Genomic DNA, 19973 nt, shown 5'->3' on the forward strand with positions numbered 1-19973 from the left:
CCCGACTTCTACAAAACGGGCCTGAGAGCGCTCGTGGCGGGAGTGACACCCCCGTTTCGGGCGCGACCGCGAATCCGCAATTCACATGGCGTCTGCGAGCGCAGACGACCGTAGAACCGATCCGGCCGCGACGCTGGCGGTCGGCGACAGACCCGAGACCTACAGAACACCATGACAGCAATCGACTTCACCGGCGTCTTCCCGGCGATGACCACGCCCTTCGACGCCGACGGCAGCATCGACTTCGACCACCTCAGACGCGACGCCCAGCGCCTAGAGCGCGCGGGCGTCGACGGTCTCGTCCCCGTCGGCTCGACCGGCGAGTCGGCGACCCTGACCCACGACGAACACGTCGAGGTCGTCGAGACCGTGATCGACGCCGTCTCCGACGTGCCCGTCATCGCGGGCACCGGGAGCAACAACACCCGCGAGGCGCTCGAACTCTCCGAGCGCGCCGCCGACGCGGGTGCCGACGGCCTGCTCCTGATCTCGCCGTACTACAACAAGCCCGAACAGCGGGGCTTCCTCGAGCACTACCGGACCATCGCGGACGCGGTATCGATCCCACAGATCGTCTACAACGTCCCCTCGCGGACGGGCCAGAACATCGAACCCGACACCGCGGTCGAACTCGCGAGCCACGAGCACATCGCGGGCTACAAGGCCGCCAGTGGCGACCTCGGCCAGATCACCGAAGTGATCGAGCGCACGCGCGAAGCGGAGTTCGCCGTCCTCTCGGGCGACGACGCGCTCACCCTCCCGATGCTCGCCGTCGGTGCGAGCGGCACGATCAGCGTCACCGCCAACATCGAACCCGAACGCACCTGTGCCATGGTCGGCGCGGCACTCGACGGGGACTACGCGCGTGCTCGCACGCTCCACCACGAACTCGGCCCGCTCAACCGCGTGCTCTTCTCGGAGACCAACCCGATCCCCGTCAAGGAGGCGATGGCGATCCGCACCGGCGCGTCGCCGGACCTGCGCTCGCCGCTCACCCGGCTCTCACCCGAGCGGCGCGAAGAACTCGAGACCGTCCTCACGGCCCTCGATCGGACCCCGGCGACTGCGGTCGCCGCGACGGAGGGAGAACGATGACGGTCACCCTCGCGGTCAACGGCGCGGCCGGGCGCATGGGAACGACCGTGATCGAGACCGCCGCAGCGCGCGAGGACTGTGAGGTCGTCGTCGGTTTCGACGTCTCCGACGTCGAGTCGGTCGCGGGCGTCCCGGTCGTCGACGCCGCCGAGACCGAGACCGCCCTCGCCGAGTACGAACCCGACGCCGTGATCGACTTTACGGTCCCCGAGTCGACGGTCGCCCTCGCCCCCGCCTGCGCCGACGCGGGCGTCGCACTCGTCGTCGGCACCACCGGCTTCGACGAGGAAGGGTTCGCGACGCTCGAGGCCGCGGGCGAGGCGGTCCCGGTGCTCAAAGCCACCAACTTCTCCCGCGGCATCCAGGTCCTCCTGCGGACCGTCCGCGAAGCCGTCGGCGCACTCGAGGGCTACGACCTCGAACTCCACGAGACCCACCACAACCAGAAGATCGACGCCCCCTCGGGGACGGCGAAGACGATCCTCGAGACCGTCCAGGACGAACGCGACGTCGAGCCGGTCTACGGCCGGGAGGGCTACGCCCCCCGGAGCGAGGACGAAATCGGCGTCCTCGTCAGTCGCGCCGGTGACGTTCGCGGCGAACACACACTGGTGCTCGCGGGCAACGACGAGGTGCTCTCACTCGGCCACCGCGCCGAGGACCGGGCGGTGTTCGCCGCCGGGGCGATCGACGCCGCCGTCTGGCTCGCCGACAGAGATTCCGGGAACTATACCTTCGGGGAGGTCATCGACGCGAACTAATGAGTCTTCAGACCGACATCGAGGCGCTGTGGGAGCGAAAAGAAGACGGACTGACCGCCGCCGACGCGGGCGAGACCGAACTCGAGACGCTCGCAGCGTTCATCGCGGCGCTCGAGGCGGGCGAGGTTCGCGCGGCCGAGAAGCGCGACGGCGAGTGGGAGGCCAACGCCTGGGTCAAGCGCGGCATCTTGCTCAACTTCGCGCTCCGGGAGACCGAACCCCGCGAGTACGGCGGCGTCACCTACAACGACGTCTTACCGCTCGCGGACACGAGCGCCTACGGCGAGCGGGGCAGTCGAAACACCCCCGACGGCACCGTGGTCCGCCAGGGAGCCCACGTCGGCTCGAACTGCATCCTGATGAGTCCCGCGTTCGTCAACATCGGGGCCTACGTCGGCGACGGCACGCTCGTCGACTCCTGTGACACCGTCGGCTCCTGTGCCCAGATCGGCGAGAACGTCAAACTCGGCGCGAACACCCTGATCGGCGGCGTCCTAGAGCCGGTCGAGAGCGCACCCGTCGTCGTCGAGGACAACGTCTCGCTGGGCGCTGGCTGTCGCGTCACCTCCGGGTTCGTCGTCGGCGAGAACAGCGTCGTCGGCGAGAACACCCTCCTGACCCCCCGGATACCGGTCTACGACCTCGTCGAAGAGGACGTGATCTACGGCGAACTCCCCGCCGACCGCCGCGCCTTCACCCGCTTCGTCGAATCCTCCGTCAGCGACCACGACCTCTTCGAGGGCGGCGCGTACAAACCCGCCGTCGTCGCGACCGGACTCGAGGAGGAGACGCTCGAAGCCACCGAACGCGAAGACGCGCTGCGGGAGTAAGCGGCGAGTGAGCATCCGCGGCGAAGCCGCGGTTCGCGGCCGCGAGGGAACGAGCGGCCGATTTTCCATCCACGGTTTTACGCGAGTGGGACCATCGGTCCCGAGCGGAAATCCGGGAGCGTGAGGGCGTGCTGTACGGGTGCTGCACCCGAGATGCGGTGTCTCAGCACCGCTCGCACGACGGACCCTGCTGTCGATCGCTGAGGACAGGTGCCCACTTTTTAGCCAGTGGTGGGCGAGAGAGTTTTGGTTACCCATCGCATAGTACCGTGTACCCATGACCGAAGTCGCAACGGACGAGCGTGGACGAATTACGATTCCGAAGGCGGTCCGCGACCGCCTCGGTGAGCGCTACCGGCTCGTCGAGTTACGAGACGAAGTGAAGTTACTCCCCGTTCCGGACGATCCGGTCGCATCGCTTCGCGACGCCTCGAGTGAAGCGTTCAAACGGGCGACGATGGAGGAACTACAAGAGACCGCACACGAACGAGCGAGAGCGCAGACGAGCGACCGTGTACGCTGACACTGACTTCTGGGTCGCGCTGCTCAAAGACGACGATTGGCTCGCCGAACGGGCCACGTCGTTACTCGAGGAACACCGCGGGAACCTCGAGGTGTCGGTGGCGACGTTCATCGAACTCTTCCTCATCGAAGAGCGCTACGACTTCGACCGAGAACAGGCGACGCTCGCGATTTTCGAACTGGCTGACTCGAGCGTCGAGACCGAGGTCGTCTTCCAGGCATCGGCCTACATCGAGGACGGACTCAACACCTTCGACGCGTTTCACGCGGCACTCGCCGGTGACGCAATTCTCTCGAGTGACCAGGCGTTCGAGACGATCAGTATCGACCGTGTCCCGCTCGAGCCAGCCGAAGAGTGATCGGAAAGGAGTCGGTCTCGAACGCCGGTGACCAGCCCCACGGAACCAACAGATTCAATCCTCGCAGTTACATCGGACAGAGCATGACTGACTTCGCCGACTCGCCGCCGGTCCGGCGTCTCGCCGACTGGGACGACGAGCGCCTCGAGTCGCTCGCCGACGAGTACGACACCCCGCTGTACGTGATGGACCTCGACCGCGTCAAAGAGAACTACGCGCGCTTCTCGGCGGCCTTTCCCGACGCCCACGTGATGTACGCCGCGAAGGCCCACACGGGGAAGGCGGTGCTCGAGGCACTCCTCTCGGCCGGCGCGGACATCGAGTGTGCGGCGTGGGGCGAACTAAAGCGTTCGATCGAGGCAGGTGCGGACCCGAACACCTTGCAGTACACCGCCGTCAACCCACCCGCCCACGACCTCGACTACGCGGTCGACCTCGCCGCCGAGGCCCCGGGGCTGACGATCACCATCGGGGCGACCGACACGCTCGAGCGACTGGCCGAGCGCGGCTACGACGGCCGGATCGCCATCCGGATCAATCCCGGCATCGGGACGGGCCACCACGAGAAGGTGGCGACCGGTGCGGACGCGAAGTTCGGCATTCCTTACGAGGAGGTGCCCGAGGTGGCCGAGCGCGTCCGTGAGGAGTTCGACCTCGTCGGTCTCCACGCCCACGCGGGCAGCGGCGTCCTCACCGAGGGTCTCGACGAGCACTGTCGCGCCATCGCCCGCGTCGGCGAGATGGCCCGCCGGATCGGTGACGACGACCTCGAGTTCGTCGACGTCGGCGGCGGCTACGGCGTCCCCTACCGCGAGGACGAGGAGCCACTCGACCTCGCGGTGACCGCCCAGAAGGTGCGCGAGGCGGTCGGCCCACTCGAGGCGACGCTGAAACTCGAGCCGGGTCGCTACATCGTCGCGGACGCGGGGCTGATTCTCTCGCGGGTGAACACCATCAAGGAGGCGCCCGACACCACCGTCGTCGGCATCGACGCGAGTCTCGCGACCCTGATTCGCCCGGCGATGTTCGGCTCGTACCACCCGATGCGCAACGTCAGCGCGCCCGAACGCGAGACCCACCCGGTGACCGTCGGCGGTCCCGTCTGTACGAGTGCGGACGTCTTCGCCCACGACCGGCCGGTCGCGAGACCCGAACGCGGAGACGTGCTGGCGATCGGCAACGCGGGCTCGTACGGCTACGAACTCGCGAGCCAGTTCCACTCCCAGCCCCGCCCCGCGGAGGTCGGTCTCGAAGACGGCGAGGCGCGCGTGGTTCGCCGACGGGAGACGCTCGCGGACGTCACGCGCGTCGAACAGTAGGAACCGTTCCAGGCGTCACGCAGGAGACCCACTCACCCTTCACGCGCGTAGTAGACCGTGTCGATCCCGGGTCCGCGGTCGTCCGGCACCCGGCCGACGCAGGTGAACGCGAGGCGCTCGAGAATCGCGAGGTGGGCGTGGTTCGTACTCCAGGTTTTCGTCGAGACGAACGGCGTCTCGAGCGTCCGCGGTAGTTCCTCGAGCAGGGAGTGGTAGAGTCGCGTCGCGACGCCGCAGTTTCGGTGGCTCTCCGCGACGACCAGCACGTCGACGTGCGTCGTCGGCGTGTAGGGCTCGAGCGTCGGGTGGTCGTCACACCGGTGGAACGAGGCGAAGCCGACGAGCGTGTCGCCGTCGAATGCGGCGACCATCGGCCGCGCGAGACAGGCGTCGAGGTAGTCGGCGATACTGGTCGCGTCCCCCTCGTCGCCCGAGCGGGCGATGGCTGCGCGCGCGTCGCTCGAGAGCGGTGGGACGAACGAGTTGTCGGCGGCGGTGAGCAGTCGCTCGATGGCTGTGACCTCCGTGTCGGGGTCGACGAGGCTGACCGAGACCATCGGCAGAGGGTACGCACTCGAGAGCGAAAGCCCACGCGGTCGCGCCAGCCGGGGGCGATACGGGCGTTTATATCGGGGCGGCGGCGAGAGTCGGGTGAGTCGGCCATGACATTCGACATCGATACGTTTCACGAACGCGCCGTTCGGACGCCCTCCCACCACGAGGCGGGCGTCGAGGAGATGCGAGAACTCGTGTGTGAGACGCTCGAGCGGGCGGGCCACGACGCCGAGGTCGACGCGCTGGGGACCGTCCTCGCGACTCGCGGGGGCGAGGACGGGCCTCACTTCGTGTTGAACACGCACGTCGACACGGTCGCGCCGCACGTGGCGTACCGCCGCGAGGGCGAGCGGGTGTACGGCCGCGGTGCGTGTGACGCGAAGGGACCGCTCGCGGCGTTGCTCGCGGCGTTCCTGGCGGTCGAGCCGGAGGCGGGACGGCTGACGGTCGCGATCACCAGCGACGAGGAGACGCTCCAGACCGGCGCGGCACACGTCGCCGAGACGCTCAGTGCCGACGGCTACATCGTGGGCGAGCCGACCGGTCTCGACGTCTGTATCGCCGCCAGAGGCCAGTGTGAAGCGACCGTCACCGTCTCGGGGGCGAGCGGCCACGCCGCGAGCGTCGCCGCCGAGGAGAACGCCGTCTACGCCGTCGGGCGCGTTCTCGAGGCGCTCGCGGCCTACGACGAGCGGGTTGGAATGCCGACGGATCCGGTGCTCGGCGAGGCGAAACTCACGCCGACGGTGCTCGCGGGCGGCGAAACGTCGAACCGGGTACCCGAAACGTGTCGAATCACGGTCGACCGGCGGAGCGTCCCCCCGGAGACGAGCGAGTCGTTTCGTGCAGATCTCGAGCGGTTCCTCGAAGAGACACTTCCCGACGTCACGACCTCGGTCGACCTCATCCGGCCGGACACGCCGTTTCCAGACGCGTTCGTCACCGATTTGGAGACCGCGCTCGTCCAGACGCTGTCTGCGGCCAGCGGCGGCGAGGTGCGCCCGTTCGCGGCCGCTACTGAGGCGTCGTACTTCGCGCCCGACGCGCCGACGGTCGTCTTCGGCCCCGGGGTGCTCGCCGACGAGGACGGACCGGTCGCCCACGCGAGCCGAGAGTACGTCGACCTCGAGTCGGTCGAGCGCGCCGCTGCGGCGCTCACCGAGACGCTTCGAGCGGTGGTGAGCGACGAGTGAGACGCGAGGCCCGGTGCCGTTTCAGGCACTGAGTCTGAGTTCGCGCGTGTCGAGTGCGCCACAGGTCGGACAGCAGTACTGGTAGCGGACGCGCGAGCCGGAGGTCGTGACACGCCACTCACTCGAGTCGTCGACGTACCCACACGCATCACAGCGCAGCGGTGCCTCCTCGAACGTCTGTCGGAGTCGGTCGAACGGCGAGTGTGCTCTGCGTGGAGACATGTGTTAGCATAGGACACGTCGGATCATAAGTGCTGAGGGGAAGTGATGTCGCTCGCTCCGAAACCGCGCCGGCGGCCCGACCGGACGGGGCTGGCAAGGGAGGGGCCCCACAGGATTTTGACGATACCCTTCCTACGTAGGGTATGACCCGAGACGGCCCCGAGCACACGGTCAGGTTACCTGACGGAGGCGAGTCGGCAGCCGCGAGCGTCCTCGAGAACGTGGTCGATCCGGTCGTGGCGGTCGCCGACGGGACGGTTACCTACGCGAACGCCGCGGCGGTCGATATGTTCGGCCTCCCGGCGGAGCCGGCGGGAGTCGACGCGAGCGTACTCGGTACCTACTGGGAACACCTCGAGCGCGAACTCGTCGAGACGGCAGTCGGCACCGTCCGTACCGTCGGGATCGAGGACGAACCCTACGACGCGCGCATCCACCGCGGAGCCGAGAGTGCGACGATCACGTTCGACGACGACGGTGGCCAGCCCTCGAGCGACAGCCGGGTCAAAGATCGGGCGATCAACGAAGCGCCGGTCGGGGTCGCGATCACCGATCCGTCGCTCGAGGACAACCCGCTGGTGTACGTCAACGAGGCGTTCGAGCGCGTTACGGGCTATCCGAACGAGGCCGTCGTCGGGCAGAACTGTCGGTTCCTGCAGGGACCGGAGTCGGACGAGGCGGCCATCACGCAGATGCGCGATGCGGTCGACGCCGAGCGGCCGGTCACTGTCGAAGTGGAAAACTACCGCCGTGACGGCTCGATGTTCTGGAACGAGGTGACGCTCGCACCGGTCCGCGACGACGACGGTGACGTCACCCACTTCGTCGGCTTCCAGAACGACGTCACCGACCGCAAGCGCGCCGAACTCGAGGTCGTCAGGCGTCGGCGCGAGCTCGAGGACGTCCTCGAACGCGTCGAGGGTCTCGTCGAAGACGTCACCGCCATCGTTGCCGGCTCGCGCACGCGAAGCGACCTCGAGCGGGGGGTCTGTGAGCGGATCGGCGAGGAGCCGACCTACGCGAGCGCCCGGATCGACGAGCGGAATCCGGGAACGGGCGCGCTCGAGCGACGCGCGAGCGCTGGAACGGACCCGGAGTCGGCGTCAGCGGGAGAGGCGGACGTACTGGACGCACTCGAGCGCGACAGCCACCGTGTCGAGACGAACGGAGGAGTGATGACCGGCACCTTCGCGCTCACCTACGACGGGATCGAGTACGGCGCGCTGACGGTCACGGCCCGAGAGGGAGCGACGATCGACGACCACGAGACGGTCGTCCTCGCCGCACTCGCCCGGGCGGTCGCCAGCGGGGTCAACGCCCGCGAAACCAGCCGGATTCTCGAGGCGGACACCGTCGTCGCCGTCGAACTCGACCTGACCGACGAGACGGTGACGCCGCTGGTGGTCGCCGAACGCACGGGCGGGACGCTCGAGTACCACGAATCGGTCCGGCGGATCGACGACGAGACCGCCTCGCTCTACACCGTCTACGGGGTCGGCTGGGACGACCTCGAGGCTGCCGTCGCCGGCCTCGAGGGCGTCTCCGTCCGGCCGGTCGTCGAGCGAGACGAGGAGATACTCGTCGAACTCGAGACCGACGGCGAGGGGCTCGTCGAGTGGCTCTCGAAACGTGGCGCGCTCACCCGCGAAGTCGACGCACGCGACGGTACCGCGCGCGTGCGCATCGACCTCCCACAGTCGGCGAACGTCCGCCGTCTCGTCGAAGCGCTCGAGGAGCGCCACCCCGGGACGGACGTCGTCTCGTTCACCCAGCACGAGCGAGCCGGCGATACGCGAGGGGAGGTCGCCGCCCGGCTGGAAGCGTCGTTGACCGACCGCCAGCTGACCGCGCTCCAGCGCGCCCACCTCGGCGGCTACTTCGAGTGGCCCCGGCCGACGACCGGTGAGGAACTGGCCGCGTCGATGGACATCTCGCGGCCGACCTTTCACGAGCACCTGCGCTCGGCCGAGGCCAAACTCTGTCGCGCCCTGTTCGACGAGTGAGAAACGGCGCGCAGTCTCGCCGGCCACCGACGTGAATCGACCCGCCTGCGCCGGCCGGACCGTCCGCGTAACTCGAGACTACACGCGAGTTAGTGACGCGAAAGCGGTGAGACGGTCACGGGCGTTTATGTACGTCCCCGTCCGAGGTCGGGGGGATGCTCTCGTACGCAATCCCCCTGCAACTCGGCGGTGGCGGCTTCCTGTACTGGGCGATCATCTTCTTCGTCCTGGCGATCATCGCCGCGGCCATCGGCGCGAGAGGCGTCGCCGGGATCTCGATGGAGATCGCTCGCATCTTCGTGTTGATCTTCATCGTCCTCGCGATCGTCGCGCTGTTGCTGTGAGAGCCAGCTACGCGTCGCTCAACCGACCGAAACACGGTCACCCTCGAACGAGAAGGACGAGCGGGCGTCGGTCGCCCCGACACTGGTGTTTGAGGCGAGCGAGACGTGCCCGCGAACGAACGCCTCGGTAGTCTCGAGCGACGCGACAGCCCCCGGATCGAGCGCGTTCCGGCGGCGCGGTCGCCGAACTCACGCTGCCGTCCCGGCCGGGTGGAGACGGTCCTCGCGTCCCTCGAGCCGGACACAGCGTCGTCGTGGCGACACGCTCACGCCCTCCGCTCGAGCCGACCGACACCGCCGATCTCGAAGCGCGCGCCGCCGTCGGCGCTCTCGGTGGCCGTAATCGACCACTCGTGGGCGTCGGCGATGGTCTTCACGATGGCGAGACCGAAGCCGGTTCCCTCGGTGCGCGTCGAGTAGCCGTGTTCGAAGACGTCGGCGCGGTTCTCGGGGGCGATCCCCGTTCCATCGTCTTCGACGAAGAATCCCCGGCGGCCGTCGGTGAGCAGCCCGACACGGACCGTGACGAGCGAGTCGTCGCCACCGTCGGTCGCCGCGTCGTCTCGGCCGTGTTCGACCGAGTTTCGAAAGAGGTTCTCGAACAGCTGGCGCAGTCGCGACGGATCTGCATCGACGACGACCCGCGCGTCCGTCTCGACCTCGAGGCAGACGCCCGTCGTCGAGACCGACGACCACGCCTCCGAGATGACGCGCTCGAGCGAGACGGGTTCCGGCGAGTCGACGGTCTGACCCTGGCGTGCGAGCGCCAACAGATCCTCGATGAGGTGGCTCATCCGCCGGTGGGCGTTGCTGACCCGTCGAAGGTGCTCGCGGGCGGTCGGGTCGGCGACGGTGTCGAGAGCGAGTTCGAGGTTTCCCTCGGCGATGGTCAGCGGATTACGCAGGTCGTGGCTGACGACGCTCGCGAAGCGCTCTAACTGTTCGTTCTGGCGCTCGAGTTGGCGTTCGTAGTGTTTCCGGTCGGTGATGTCGGTGTAGATGGCGTAGCCCTCGACGTCACCGTTCTGTCGCGTCACCACGATCGAACGGAACAGAAACGTGCGGATGCCGTCGTCCGTCCGGTGGTGGACCTCGATGCCGCCGTGGTGGTCGGAGCGAAACCACCTCGAGATGACGTCCGAGCGGTCGGCACCGGCGTCGATGACCGCAGTGAGTGGACGGCCGACCACGGCCGAGCCACAGTCGAAGGCCTCCTCGAACGCGGGATTCATCGCGCGGATGATCGGTACCGAGTCCTCGAAGGTGACGGTGACGATCGGATCGGTGATCTCGTCGAGCAGCGCGTCGAAGCGTTGCTGGGCGCGCTCGTAGACGTGAATCTCGTTGGCGACGAGCCTGACGTAGCCCTCGTTCGTGTGCTGGATCGTCTCACAGATGTCCGCGAGTTCGTGGTGGGTGTACGTCTCGGCGCGGTCGATCGCGAGTTCGTCGAGGGCGTCTTCGACCAGCGATTCGGCCTTCTCGATACCGACGGTCTGGCTGAACTTCCCGACGAGTTCACGATGGTTCATGGCGTGTCTCTCGGCTCGCGTCACTCGGGGAGGAGCATGACGACCGTCGTCGTGTTGTGAAAGCCGCTGAACTGGCCGAGACCCATGCACATCTCACCGTAGGTTTCGAAGCCGACGAACGGAAGGTCGAGTTCGTCCGCCATCACCTTGACGGCCGCCGGAAACTCCTCGCCGAGGACGATGCCGCGACAGGCACAGTCGTAGATGAACGCACCGGCCATCGGCGTCCCCTCGGCCTTCTCTCTCGCCCGGCGAGCGGCCTCGCGTGCGGATTCGATCTGCGTGTCCGCAGTGCCGTGCATCACCCGGAAGACGGTTCCCTCGGGAATGTCGAGGGCGAAGTGTAACACGTCGTCGTCGGCTTCGATCCACGGCCAGCGCATCTTGTATCGCTCGCCCTGGTCGATACCGAACTCGAACTCACACATGAGTCGTGCGAGCAACTGGTTACCGGGTTCGAGGTCGTCGATCTCGACGTCGAGTTCCTCGCGAACGCGCTCTCTGACGGCGTCTTTCCAGACCTGGAAGGCGGGCTTGCCGTCGAGTTCGTAGACGAGCGACCCCTCGGCGCGGGTGACCTCGACCGGCTCCGAGAGCGGTTCGTGGCCGTGTCTGACCGAGACGATCGGCCGCTCTTTCGAGGCGATCAGCGCCAGCGCGACGGCGTCCTGGGCGACGACGTCGTCACAGAAGACGTGCGTCGCCTCGAGGAGGTGGTCGTCGGCCGCAGAGCCACCGACGATGCTGACCGTCGGGCCGAGTTTCTGCTGGGTGACCAGCGCCAGCTCTTCGCCGACGCCCGCCAGCCCGTCGTGGAGGTTGATCGCCGAGAGGTACGGATAGCCGTCGACTTCGGAGGGGAACTCGGCGACGGCCTCGCGGACCGCCCGGGAGACGTTCTCTCTGAGACCGGTGCCGATGCCGGTGACGAACGTGAGCGTATCGCTCGCGACGAGCGCGATGGCGACCGCGCCGTTCGAGACCTCGCTCTCTGAGAACGCCGACGCGGTCGAACAGCCGATCAGCGACGGCTCGGCACCGATGACCGAGCGAATTCCGTCGAGCGTCGCCTCGTAGTCGTACTCGACCGAGCAGAAGACCTGGCAGAAGTCGACGCGCTCGCTCGGCAACTGCTCGAGCGCAGCCGCTGCGGCCCGCTCTCCGGCGGCACGACCGTCGGAGGCAACCTCGAGTGCGGTCCCAATCGCAGTGTTCATGATACCTACCATATCGTAGCAAAACTAATATCGTTTGGGTACACCCGCGCCGAAGCGACGTTCGACGATCGTCGGAACGACCGTGAGAGAGTCGCGCCCGTTCGCGGGCTAAGCGGTCTCTGAGAACCGTGGCGGCGACGTGTAGGAGACGGAATCCAGTTCGCTCGCTGCGAGTGCGTCCGCGATGGTCCGCGCTCCGGCCCGTTCGGCGCGCTCGGCGTCCGGCGCGTCGACTGTCACGGCGACAGTGATCGATACGGACACGGTGTAGGGTTCGAACGGGGCGGCCGGGTGTTCGTGGATCTGGGACCCGGCTACCTGGCCGTCGGTGAGGTCGCCACGCCCGGTCAGCGCCTCGAGTCGGCCCGCGACCTCGTCGGCGGCTTCCTCGCGCGCGGTGGTGTCAGAGCCACCGTGGAGGGTGTAGCGCACCGTCGCCTCGCGGGTAACCGTGTACGTCGTCTCGGTCTCCATGCCCACCCGTTAGCGCGAGTGACCGTGAACGCTTGGGCTCACCTGGTCGAGTCAGGCCGAGTCGTCGATGCGCTGGGCGAGTTCGGTCTCGGAGAGGTCGCCCTCGTGGTAGGCCAGCACCCAGTCGACGTCGACGAGGAACGACTCCGTCGAGCCGTCTTCGTCCGTGACGCTGACGTGGACGAGCGAGATTTCGGCGGCGAACTCGTCGACGTCACCGATGGCGCGGACGAATCCAGCACTCAGCCAGGCGGGTGGCGCGTCGGCGACGTCGTCGGTCGCAACCAGGTCGACGAACAGTTCGTCACCGTCGCGCTCGACGCCGTTGACGAACAGGCCGTTGTCGTTCGCGATCGACTCGAGATCCTCGAAGTCGAATCCGGGGATGTCGTCGCCGGTGGTCGCGTCCCCACCGCTGGAACCGCTCGAGCCACCGTCAGTAGCGTCGCTCGAGTCGTCGTCACCGTTGTCGTCGTCTTCGTCGTCTCCACTGCTCATACACCCTGCGAGGGCGGCAGCGAACGTGACACCAGTACCGAGGAGGAGTGTGCGTCTCTCCATGAGAGCGTGATCCTCACACCGACTGATTAGTAATCGCGACGTACCAGTTCGGTACACGGCACACACCTGGCCGGATCGCAACGCGTTCGAGCGTGGCGCCCCAACGGAGCCAGACACCGGCGCGCGAGCGACGGGCGAGAAGGCACACCGAACCACAGCAGGAGCGGCGAACGGGCGGGGCGAACGGTCCGTTCGCGACGACAGTAACGACCGCCTAGAGCAGTCGGTCGTAGATGCCCGCGAGCTGTTCGAGGGAGTGGTCGACCGAGAGCATCGCCCGGCGGCGACGGCAGAGGTCGGCGAGGCGCTCGCGCTCCTCGAGCACGCGGGTGAGCGCGTATCGGAAGTCCGCGAGGTCGCCGTGGGCGTAGCGGTAGCCCGTCTCGCCCTCGATGACGGAGTCGGTGAGCGCCCCCGCGTCGACGGCGACGACCGGCGTGCCGCAGGCGGTCGCCTCGAGCGCGACGAGTCCCTGGGTCTCGACCGGACTCGGGAAGACGAACGCGTCGAGCGCCGAGTAGAAGGCCGGGAGGTCCGAACGCTCGAGCAGCCCCAGGAAGCGGACGTCGGCGTCGACCGAGGCGGCGTGTGCCTCGAGGTCCTCGCGGGCGGGACCGTCGCCGCCGAAGACGAGCGTGATGTCAGTGCCGGAGACGGCATCGATCGCCTCTTCCAGGTTCTTCTCGTGGCCGTGGCGGCCAGTGTAGCCGACGACGGGGCGTTCCTCGGGGAGATCGTACAGCCGGGAGAAACTGGTCGCGTCGACCGGCCGGAAGAAGTCGGTGTCGATACCGTTCGAGACGACCGTCACCGAGACGTCCGCCCCGACGCGCTCTAGGAGGTTGTCCCGGGCGAACGCCGTCGGGGCGACGACGTGGTCGACGCGTTCGAAAAAGGAGCGTTCGTACGCCCGGCACGTCTCGCGGAGACCGTCGACGAACCCCACCGGCACGTGCTGGTCGGCCCGGTCACCGAGCAGCGTGTGGTAGGAGGCGACGACGGGCACGTCCCGCTTGCGCGCGAAGCGGACGCCCGCGACGCCGAGGGTGAACGGCGTGTGGACGTGCACCAGGTCCGGCCGCTCGAGACCGGCCGGGACGCGGGGCAGCCCCAGGCGGTACTGCGGGTACAGCGGCGCGCGAACGCTCCTGACGGGGTGTTCACCCGCACCCGGTGTGTAGCCGTCCATCTCGGGGTAGACGACGGGCATCTCGCTGCGACAGTGGGGCCAGCGTTCCCGCCAGAGACGGACGGTGTAGGTGACGCCGTTGACCGTCGGCAGGTACAGGTCGGTGAACGCGGCCACGGTCTCCGCTCGAGACATGTCTCAACCGTTCACCGGAGTGGAGATATAAGCGGTCTGCTTTCTTCGCGTCACTCGACACGGAAGGCGACGCCGTGGTCGGCCAGCAGCGAGCGCATCCGTTCGACGCCGCCGGTCGTATCCCAGCCCTGGGCGGTGTAGTGTTTGTAGGGGTGGCGCAGCCAGGAGTACTCGCGGTGGGCGAACACCTCGAGCGACTCGCGACTCTCCTGAAAGAGCGTGACGTGGAGTTGCCAGTCGTCGAGCAGTGAGGTCCGCCGGGCCCAGCTCCCGACCGAGAGGTGGCCGTCCTGATGGACCTTCAGCGACGCGATGGGTTCGGGCGCGAACTCCATCGCCTCTAAGTCCGGTTTGAACTCGGTGAGTTCCCGCTGGACGGTCCCCACGTACTCTGTGGGGTGCATCGTACACTGAGCGAAGCCGCCGAAGGGCTTCTTGATCCGGTGGACGGTCGGGAGCACGCGACGCCTGACTCGAGTGGCCCAGTCGAGCGGCGGAGTGTAGGCGTCGCCATCGTCGTTCGTCGGCACAGAGAGAGTGTATCGAGGGAGGAAGCAAAATCGTTGTGGTCGGAGCGACGAGCCTCGAGCACCGTCGCGAGCGATTCGATATCGCATCATAGGGTATATTGAATGGGCGGGTGTGATCACGAGCAGTAGCCCACCAGACCGTGAACGGAGCAGAAACGGCCGATTCGGGTCGAGATCGGTCGACCAGCACGCCGTCGACACCACTGACGCGGCCCGAGGGGGCGGCCACACCATCGAGGTGCTGCCCGGGACGGCTCGAGTCAGCCGACGGCCGCCAGCGCACAGCGAGGGTCCTCGAGAGCCATCGCTAGTTCGTTGGCAAACCTGAACGAATGCGTGGTCTCGATGCGGTTGCCTGGGTTCATCACCGGCCGATGCGCGACGGACTATCCAACGCCGACACCGTCGGGTAGCCGGTGTTCGGCCGACCGGGATCAGACGCTGGGTCGGCCGTGGCCAGGCGACCGGCGGCCCGGAGGATGCGTGGACGGCCAGCGCGCGAAAGAGCCGCAGCCAAGACGGACGGCCGGTCGAAACCGTCAGCCTCGCCTCTCACGCAGACGGACGGCCGCAGGCCACGCGCTCGAGCGCACCCGCGAGCGGCGAGACCAGTGGACAGACGGCGCCACAGCAGCGAGAGATCGCCCCGACAATCCGAACGCAGGCGATGTGAGCGTGCTCGAGGGACGCGTGTACAGACTGTGGACGGCCAGACAGCCGTCGATAAACCACATACGAGGATACGAAATCGGTTCTGGCGCGCACCGAGACCGGCTGTCGGGGGACCGTTTTAAGCCCACACAGCCGAAATCGCGGGGTGTGATCGTCGACAGCCGCGTCCTCCGTGAGGACTTCGTCCCGAGCGAGGTGCGCCACCGCCACGACGAGGTGAGCCACCTCTCGGAGACGCTCGAGCCGCTGCTCTGTGACGAGCCGCCGGAGACGGCGTTCCTCTTCGGTCCGACCGGCGTCGGCAAGACCTGCATCGCCCGCTACACGCTCGCAGCGCTCCGCGAACAGCGCCCGGACGTCCGCGTCGCCTACGTCAACTGCTGGCAGGAGTACACCCGCTACCGCGTGCTCTACCGGGTGCTCGAGGCGCTCGAGCGGGCGTTCGACGTCCACGGCTCGACGCCGACGGCCGACCTGTTCGACCGGCTGGCACGGGCGGACGAGCGCCCCATCGTGGTCGTCTTAGACGAGGCCGACCAGCTAGAGGAGACCGAGGTGCTCTACGACTTCCACCGGCTACGCCACGTCTCGCCGGTGTTGATCGCCAACCGCGAGGAGGAGCTGTTCGCTCACTTCGACGACCGCGTCCGCTCGCGCCTGCGCGCCGGGACGCGCGTCTACCTGGAGCGCTATCGCGCCGACGAACTGGTCGCGATTCTCGAGGAACGGGTGCGACAGGGGCTCGAGCCCGGCGTCGTCGACGAACCGCAGCTTCGCGCGGTCGCCGACGCGGCGGCGGGTGACGCCCGCGTCGCCATCGGCACGCTCCGGACGGCCGCACGGCTGTCGAGCCAGCGCGGGCGCGAGCGAATCACCGACGAGGTACTCGAGACCGCGATTCCCGACACGCGGGCGGCGATCCGTCGAGAAACCATCGAGGGGTTGATCGAACACCAGCGCGTCCTCTACGAGCTGATCACCGACGCGGGCGAAATCGCCCCACGAGACCTCTACGACGCCTACGAGACGCGGGTCGACGAGCCGAAGACGACGCGGACGCTGCGGAACTACCTGACGAAGATGGTCCACTACGACCTGATCGAAGCGCGCGGGCGAAAACGCGGGCGTACCTACCGCGTCCTCGAGGACGACGCGGTGTGAGGCTACGGAGCACGTTTCGGAAACCGGGGGAAACGGCGGAGAGCGCCTCGAGAGCGGGTTTTCACCGGCGCTGGCGATGGTGGGTGGTTTCGGAACCGCCAGAAACGACCGCCCGACGGTTATGGGGTGCGTCGCCGACTCGCCGTGTATGGACCCGACAGACGAACTCGAGACCGGTCTCACCCTGCTTCGAGTGCCGGCGGCCCGGTCGACGGTGCTCCACCGGCTGGTGTGTCACCACCTCGAGCGCCAGCGCGCACCGGCCTACTGGATCGACGCACGAAACACCGCCTCGACGCACGCGCTCTACGAGTGTGCCTCGACGCCTCGGACGCTCGAGGGACTCGAGATCGCGCGGGCGTTCACCGCCTACCAGCACCACACGCTGGTTCGCGAGGTGGCTCGGCGTGCCGACGCGAACACGGGTCTCGTCGTCGCGCCGAACGTCGCAGATCCCTATGCAGAGGTCCCCGACTGGGAGCGAGCGGAACTGCTCGCCGCGACGCTCGTGACGCTCCGCGAACTCGGCCGTGCGCTCGCGTGTCCGGTGGTCGTCACCGGAACCGACGAGCAGGCCCTCGAGACGGTCGCCGAACACGCAACCACCGAGATTCGGAGTGTACAGACGCGCGAAGGGGTCAGACTCGAGGGTGAGCGCTACCGGACGGCCTGGTACGACCACGGCACCTACTGGCAGACGACGATTCCCTACTGGGTCGAGGTCTGTGGATCGCTCGAGGAGGTGGTCGATCCGGTCGTCGTCGCGGCCGACTGGGGGCTGGTGGAGGTGGCCTGATGGGGCGGACGACGCCGACCTACCGGGACGCACTGCGCGGGCTCGAGACCGAGTGGGAGCCGATGCGGCGGGCGCTCAGGCGGGAACACCAGGCGGACTTCGACCGGCTGTTCGCCCGCGCCCACGGCTTCGCCGACGCAGCGGGCTACGCGAACCCGCCGGAGCCGGAGCGTGCGCTGCTGGTCTCGCTGTTGCTCGCCCACGAAGCGGAGCTTCGGGTCCTGCGCGAGCGACTCGAGGCGAGGGATGCTGACGAAGGGTCGGGAGATGTGGACGACGAGGTGGTCTGAGTGGCCTACGCGTTCGATTTCGAGGAGGATCTGGTGCGCGTCTGGAATCTGTCCGCCGACGGCGCGACCTACGAGGAGCGAACCGACTACCGGCCCTCGCTGTTCGTCGACGCGCCCGAGCGGCCACTCGAGCGCCTCAGCGCCCGACTCGAGCGAGATCCGAAGGTGAGCGAAACCGGCTTCGAGATCCGATACACCACATTACGCGATATGAAATGTGACGAGCCGACGCGCGTCCTGCGCGTCTCGTTCGAGCGTGTCTCGGAGGGACGGACGCTCACGAGGGAGATCCGCGGCGTGCACGCCCGCGAACTCGCGTGTGCGCCCGGAACGGTGCGTCTGTTCAACGTGGGCTTCGCACCGGGATTTCGCTACTGTCTGGACGAGGGGGTCGACCCGACGCCGTCGTCAGTCCGCGACCTCCGGGTGTTGCGGATCGGCATCGACGAGCGCGCGCTCGCGGCCGGCGACGTCTCCGCGCTGGCCGTCGACGGCGAGGCGGTTCGTGGCGATCCGGCGGACGTCTGCTGGTCGCTCGGCCGGCGACTCGAGCGGACGGACCCCGACGTGCTGTGTCTGAGCCACGGTGATCTCGTCCCGGCGCTCGAGACGGCGGCGGCGGAGGCGGGGATCGAGGAATTCCACCTCGGGCGGCTTCCCGGCTGGCAGCGTCTGTCGAGGGCGAACACGTACACACACGAGGGGCGGGCGGGGTCCGCCCCGGCCAGGTACCACGTGCCGGGGCGGGCGGTCGTCGACGAGTCGAACAGCTTCCTCTGGCACCAGTCCGGACTCGAGGGAATCCGCTACCTGGTCGGACGGACCGGCAGGCCGCTCGAGGAGACCGCGTGGGCGAGTATCGGGACGCTCCTGACCGCGCGCCAGATTCGGCTGGCGCGCCGCGAGGGTGTGCTCGCACCCCACCAGAAGTGGGAGCCAGAGCGGTTCAAGGACGTGGGGACGCTCCACGCGGCCGACCGCGGCGGCTTCACCTTCACGCCCGACGTCGGGTTTCACGAGGATGTCTTCGAGATCGACTTCGCCTCGCTCTACCCGCGCATCATCTGCCGGCACAACGTGAGTCCGGAGACGGTCGACTGTGCGTGCTGTGACGAGGGGGCAGGGGCGCGCGTGCCCGAACTCGAGTACCGACTCTGTGAGCGCGACGGCTTTCTCCCCGGCGTGTTACGCCCGTTGCTCGACGACCGGGCCGCGTGCAAGCGCGCGCTGGCGGGCGACCCCGACGAGGCGGAGGCGGCGCGCCTCCGGGCGACCTCGGGGGCGATCAAGTGGGTGCTCGTCTCCTCGTTCGGCTACCAGGGCTACCGGAACGCCACCTTCGGCCGGATCGAGTGTCACGAGGCGATCAACGCCATCGCGCGCGACATCCTCCTCCGGACGAAGGCGCACCTCGAGCGGGCGGGCTGGCGGATCGTTCACGGGATCGTCGACAGCCTGTGGGTGACGCCGGAGGCGTCAGCGCCGGAGCCGCTCGAGGGCGTCCTCGAGACGGTGAGCCACGACGTGGGGATCGAACTCGAGCACGACGGGACCTACGAGTGGGTGTGTTTCCTCCCGCAGCGGACGCCGGGGCGACGCGCGGACGTGCCGAGAGGCGCGCTCACCCGGTACTTCGGGAAACGCGAGAGCGGCGAGTACAAACTGCGCGGTATCGAGGCACGCCAGCGCTCGACGCCCGCGTTCGTCGCCGAGTGTCAGCGCGAGTTCATCGACGTCCTCGACCGTGAGCGCGAGCCGGAAGCGGTCTGTGACCGTCTCCAGCGCCGTCTCGAGGACCTCAGACGGGGTGTGGTCGACCCGGCCGACCTCGTGGTCACGAAGCGGGTCTCGAAGCCGGCGTCGGCCTACCGCCAGCGGACGCAGGTCGTCGCCGCGCTGGGCCGTTACGAGTCGCACGGACTGACGCGGCGGCCGGGACAGTCCGTCTCGTACGTCGTCACCGACAACGGTGCGCGCCGGACGCGCGAGCGCGTTCGGCTGGCGTTCGAACTCGAGTCGGCGAACACCACCGGCGGCGGTTCCGGCGAGTACGACGTCGAGTGGTACAGCAAGGCACTGATCCGCGCGTGTGAGAGCGTCGTCTCGGCGCTGGGGTGGGACCGGGCGGCGATCAGGCGATACCTCGAGCGTCGGGAAACGGTCAGGCTCTCTTCATTTGTCGAATGAGAAGACGACCATTCGTAGCTGAAAGT

21 protein-coding genes are annotated in these 19973 nt (G+C 68.0%); 13 read left to right on the forward strand and 8 right to left on the reverse strand.

What is annotated here, in order from left to right:
- Positions 1–171: 171 nt before the first annotated feature.
- From dapA to lysA, 6 genes are all read left to right on the forward strand, one after another.
- Complete coding sequence (gene dapA / locus N0B15_RS03175) at positions 172–1095, forward strand: 4-hydroxy-tetrahydrodipicolinate synthase (protein ID WP_263017972.1); 924 nt, start codon at positions 172–174, stop codon at positions 1093–1095.
- Entirely contained in the window at positions 1092–1856 is a 765-nt protein-coding gene (gene dapB / locus N0B15_RS03180) for a 4-hydroxy-tetrahydrodipicolinate reductase (RefSeq protein ID WP_263017973.1), read from the forward strand. The genes dapA and dapB overlap by 4 nt, the downstream gene beginning before the upstream one ends.
- Positions 1856–2686 carry a 2,3,4,5-tetrahydropyridine-2,6-dicarboxylate N-succinyltransferase gene (locus N0B15_RS03185; RefSeq protein ID WP_263017974.1) on the forward strand — a complete coding sequence of 277 codons (831 nt, stop codon included), beginning with the start codon at positions 1856–1858 and terminating at the stop codon, positions 2684–2686. The genes dapB and N0B15_RS03185 overlap by 1 nt, the downstream gene beginning before the upstream one ends.
- A 277-nt stretch (positions 2687–2963) precedes the next feature.
- Entirely contained in the window at positions 2964–3209 is a 246-nt protein-coding gene (locus N0B15_RS03190) for an AbrB/MazE/SpoVT family DNA-binding domain-containing protein (protein WP_263017975.1), read from the forward strand.
- Positions 3199–3567: a type II toxin-antitoxin system VapC family toxin gene (locus N0B15_RS03195; RefSeq protein WP_263017976.1), complete on the forward strand. Its 369-nt coding sequence runs from the start codon at positions 3199–3201 to the stop codon at positions 3565–3567. The genes N0B15_RS03190 and N0B15_RS03195 overlap by 11 nt, the downstream gene beginning before the upstream one ends.
- 83 nt (positions 3568–3650) lie before the next feature.
- Positions 3651–4886: a diaminopimelate decarboxylase gene (gene lysA, locus N0B15_RS03200; protein ID WP_263017977.1), complete on the forward strand. Its 1236-nt coding sequence runs from the start codon at positions 3651–3653 to the stop codon at positions 4884–4886.
- Between the two features lie 32 nt (positions 4887–4918).
- Here the strand turns inward: lysA and N0B15_RS03205 are convergent, their stop codons facing one another.
- Complete coding sequence (locus N0B15_RS03205; RefSeq protein ID WP_263017979.1) at positions 4919–5443, reverse strand: GNAT family N-acetyltransferase; 525 nt, start codon at positions 5441–5443, stop codon at positions 4919–4921.
- Between the two features lie 105 nt (positions 5444–5548).
- Here N0B15_RS03205 and N0B15_RS03210 point away from each other — a divergent pair, with 105 nt between their 5' ends.
- Positions 5549–6634, forward strand: coding sequence for a M20/M25/M40 family metallo-hydrolase (locus N0B15_RS03210; RefSeq protein ID WP_263017980.1), 1086 nt, complete (start codon positions 5549–5551; stop codon positions 6632–6634).
- A 21-nt stretch (positions 6635–6655) separates the two neighbouring features.
- Here N0B15_RS03210 and N0B15_RS03215 read toward each other — a convergent pair whose 3' ends face one another.
- Positions 6656–6856, reverse strand: coding sequence for an HVO_0649 family zinc finger protein (locus N0B15_RS03215; RefSeq protein WP_263017981.1), 201 nt, complete (start codon positions 6854–6856; stop codon positions 6656–6658).
- Positions 6857–6999: 143 nt separating this feature from the next.
- Here N0B15_RS03215 and N0B15_RS03220 point away from each other — a divergent pair, with 143 nt between their 5' ends.
- A complete protein-coding gene (locus N0B15_RS03220; RefSeq protein ID WP_263017983.1) occupies positions 7000–8859 on the forward strand; it encodes a bacterio-opsin activator domain-containing protein in 1860 nt (619 codons plus the stop codon).
- A gap of 155 nt (positions 8860–9014) precedes the next feature.
- Positions 9015–9203 (forward strand): DUF1328 domain-containing protein, encoded by a 189-nt coding sequence (locus N0B15_RS03225; RefSeq protein WP_263017984.1) that lies wholly within the window; start codon positions 9015–9017, stop codon positions 9201–9203.
- 266 nt (positions 9204–9469) lie between these two features.
- On the opposite strand, the gene N0B15_RS03230 is transcribed toward N0B15_RS03225, so the two are convergent.
- The 6 genes from N0B15_RS03230 to N0B15_RS03255 form a co-directional block, all read right to left on the reverse strand.
- Complete coding sequence (locus N0B15_RS03230) at positions 9470–10735, reverse strand: sensor histidine kinase (protein ID WP_263017985.1); 1266 nt, start codon at positions 10733–10735, stop codon at positions 9470–9472.
- Positions 10736–10755: 20 nt separating this feature from the next.
- Positions 10756–11952, reverse strand: a complete 1197-nt coding sequence (locus tag N0B15_RS03235; RefSeq protein ID WP_263017987.1) for an FIST signal transduction protein — start codon at positions 11950–11952, stop codon at positions 10756–10758.
- A gap of 108 nt (positions 11953–12060) precedes the next feature.
- On the reverse strand, positions 12061–12426 hold the full coding sequence (locus tag N0B15_RS03240; RefSeq protein WP_263017988.1) for a hypothetical protein: 366 nt from the start codon (positions 12424–12426) through the stop codon (positions 12061–12063).
- Between the two features lie 51 nt (positions 12427–12477).
- Positions 12478–12987 (reverse strand): hypothetical protein, encoded by a 510-nt coding sequence (locus tag N0B15_RS03245; RefSeq protein ID WP_263017989.1) that lies wholly within the window; start codon positions 12985–12987, stop codon positions 12478–12480.
- Positions 12988–13201: 214 nt separating this feature from the next.
- Positions 13202–14311, reverse strand: a complete 1110-nt coding sequence (locus N0B15_RS03250; protein ID WP_263017990.1) for a glycosyltransferase — start codon at positions 14309–14311, stop codon at positions 13202–13204.
- Positions 14312–14361: 50 nt separating this feature from the next.
- Positions 14362–14841 carry a hypothetical protein gene (locus tag N0B15_RS03255; protein ID WP_263017991.1) on the reverse strand — a complete coding sequence of 160 codons (480 nt, stop codon included), beginning with the start codon at positions 14839–14841 and terminating at the stop codon, positions 14362–14364.
- A gap of 819 nt (positions 14842–15660) precedes the next feature.
- Here N0B15_RS03255 and N0B15_RS03260 point away from each other — a divergent pair.
- The 4 genes from N0B15_RS03260 to N0B15_RS03275 all read left to right on the forward strand — a co-directional run bounded on the left by N0B15_RS03260 (position 15661) and on the right by N0B15_RS03275 (position 19947).
- On the forward strand, positions 15661–16674 hold the full coding sequence (locus N0B15_RS03260; protein ID WP_263017992.1) for a Cdc6/Cdc18 family protein: 1014 nt from the start codon (positions 15661–15663) through the stop codon (positions 16672–16674).
- Positions 16675–16822: 148 nt separating this feature from the next.
- A complete protein-coding gene (locus N0B15_RS03265) occupies positions 16823–17470 on the forward strand; it encodes a hypothetical protein (protein WP_263017993.1) in 648 nt (215 codons plus the stop codon).
- On the forward strand, positions 17470–17760 hold the full coding sequence (locus N0B15_RS03270; protein WP_263017994.1) for a DUF8156 family protein: 291 nt from the start codon (positions 17470–17472) through the stop codon (positions 17758–17760). The genes N0B15_RS03265 and N0B15_RS03270 overlap by 1 nt, the downstream gene beginning before the upstream one ends.
- Complete coding sequence (locus N0B15_RS03275) at positions 17761–19947, forward strand: type B DNA-directed DNA polymerase (RefSeq protein ID WP_263017996.1); 2187 nt, start codon at positions 17761–17763, stop codon at positions 19945–19947.
- The last annotated feature ends 26 nt before the right edge of the window (positions 19948–19973 follow it).

This window comes from Natronobiforma cellulositropha (assembly GCF_025629245.1).
Taxonomy (GTDB): Archaea; Halobacteriota; Halobacteria; order Halobacteriales; family Natrialbaceae; genus Natronobiforma; species Natronobiforma cellulositropha.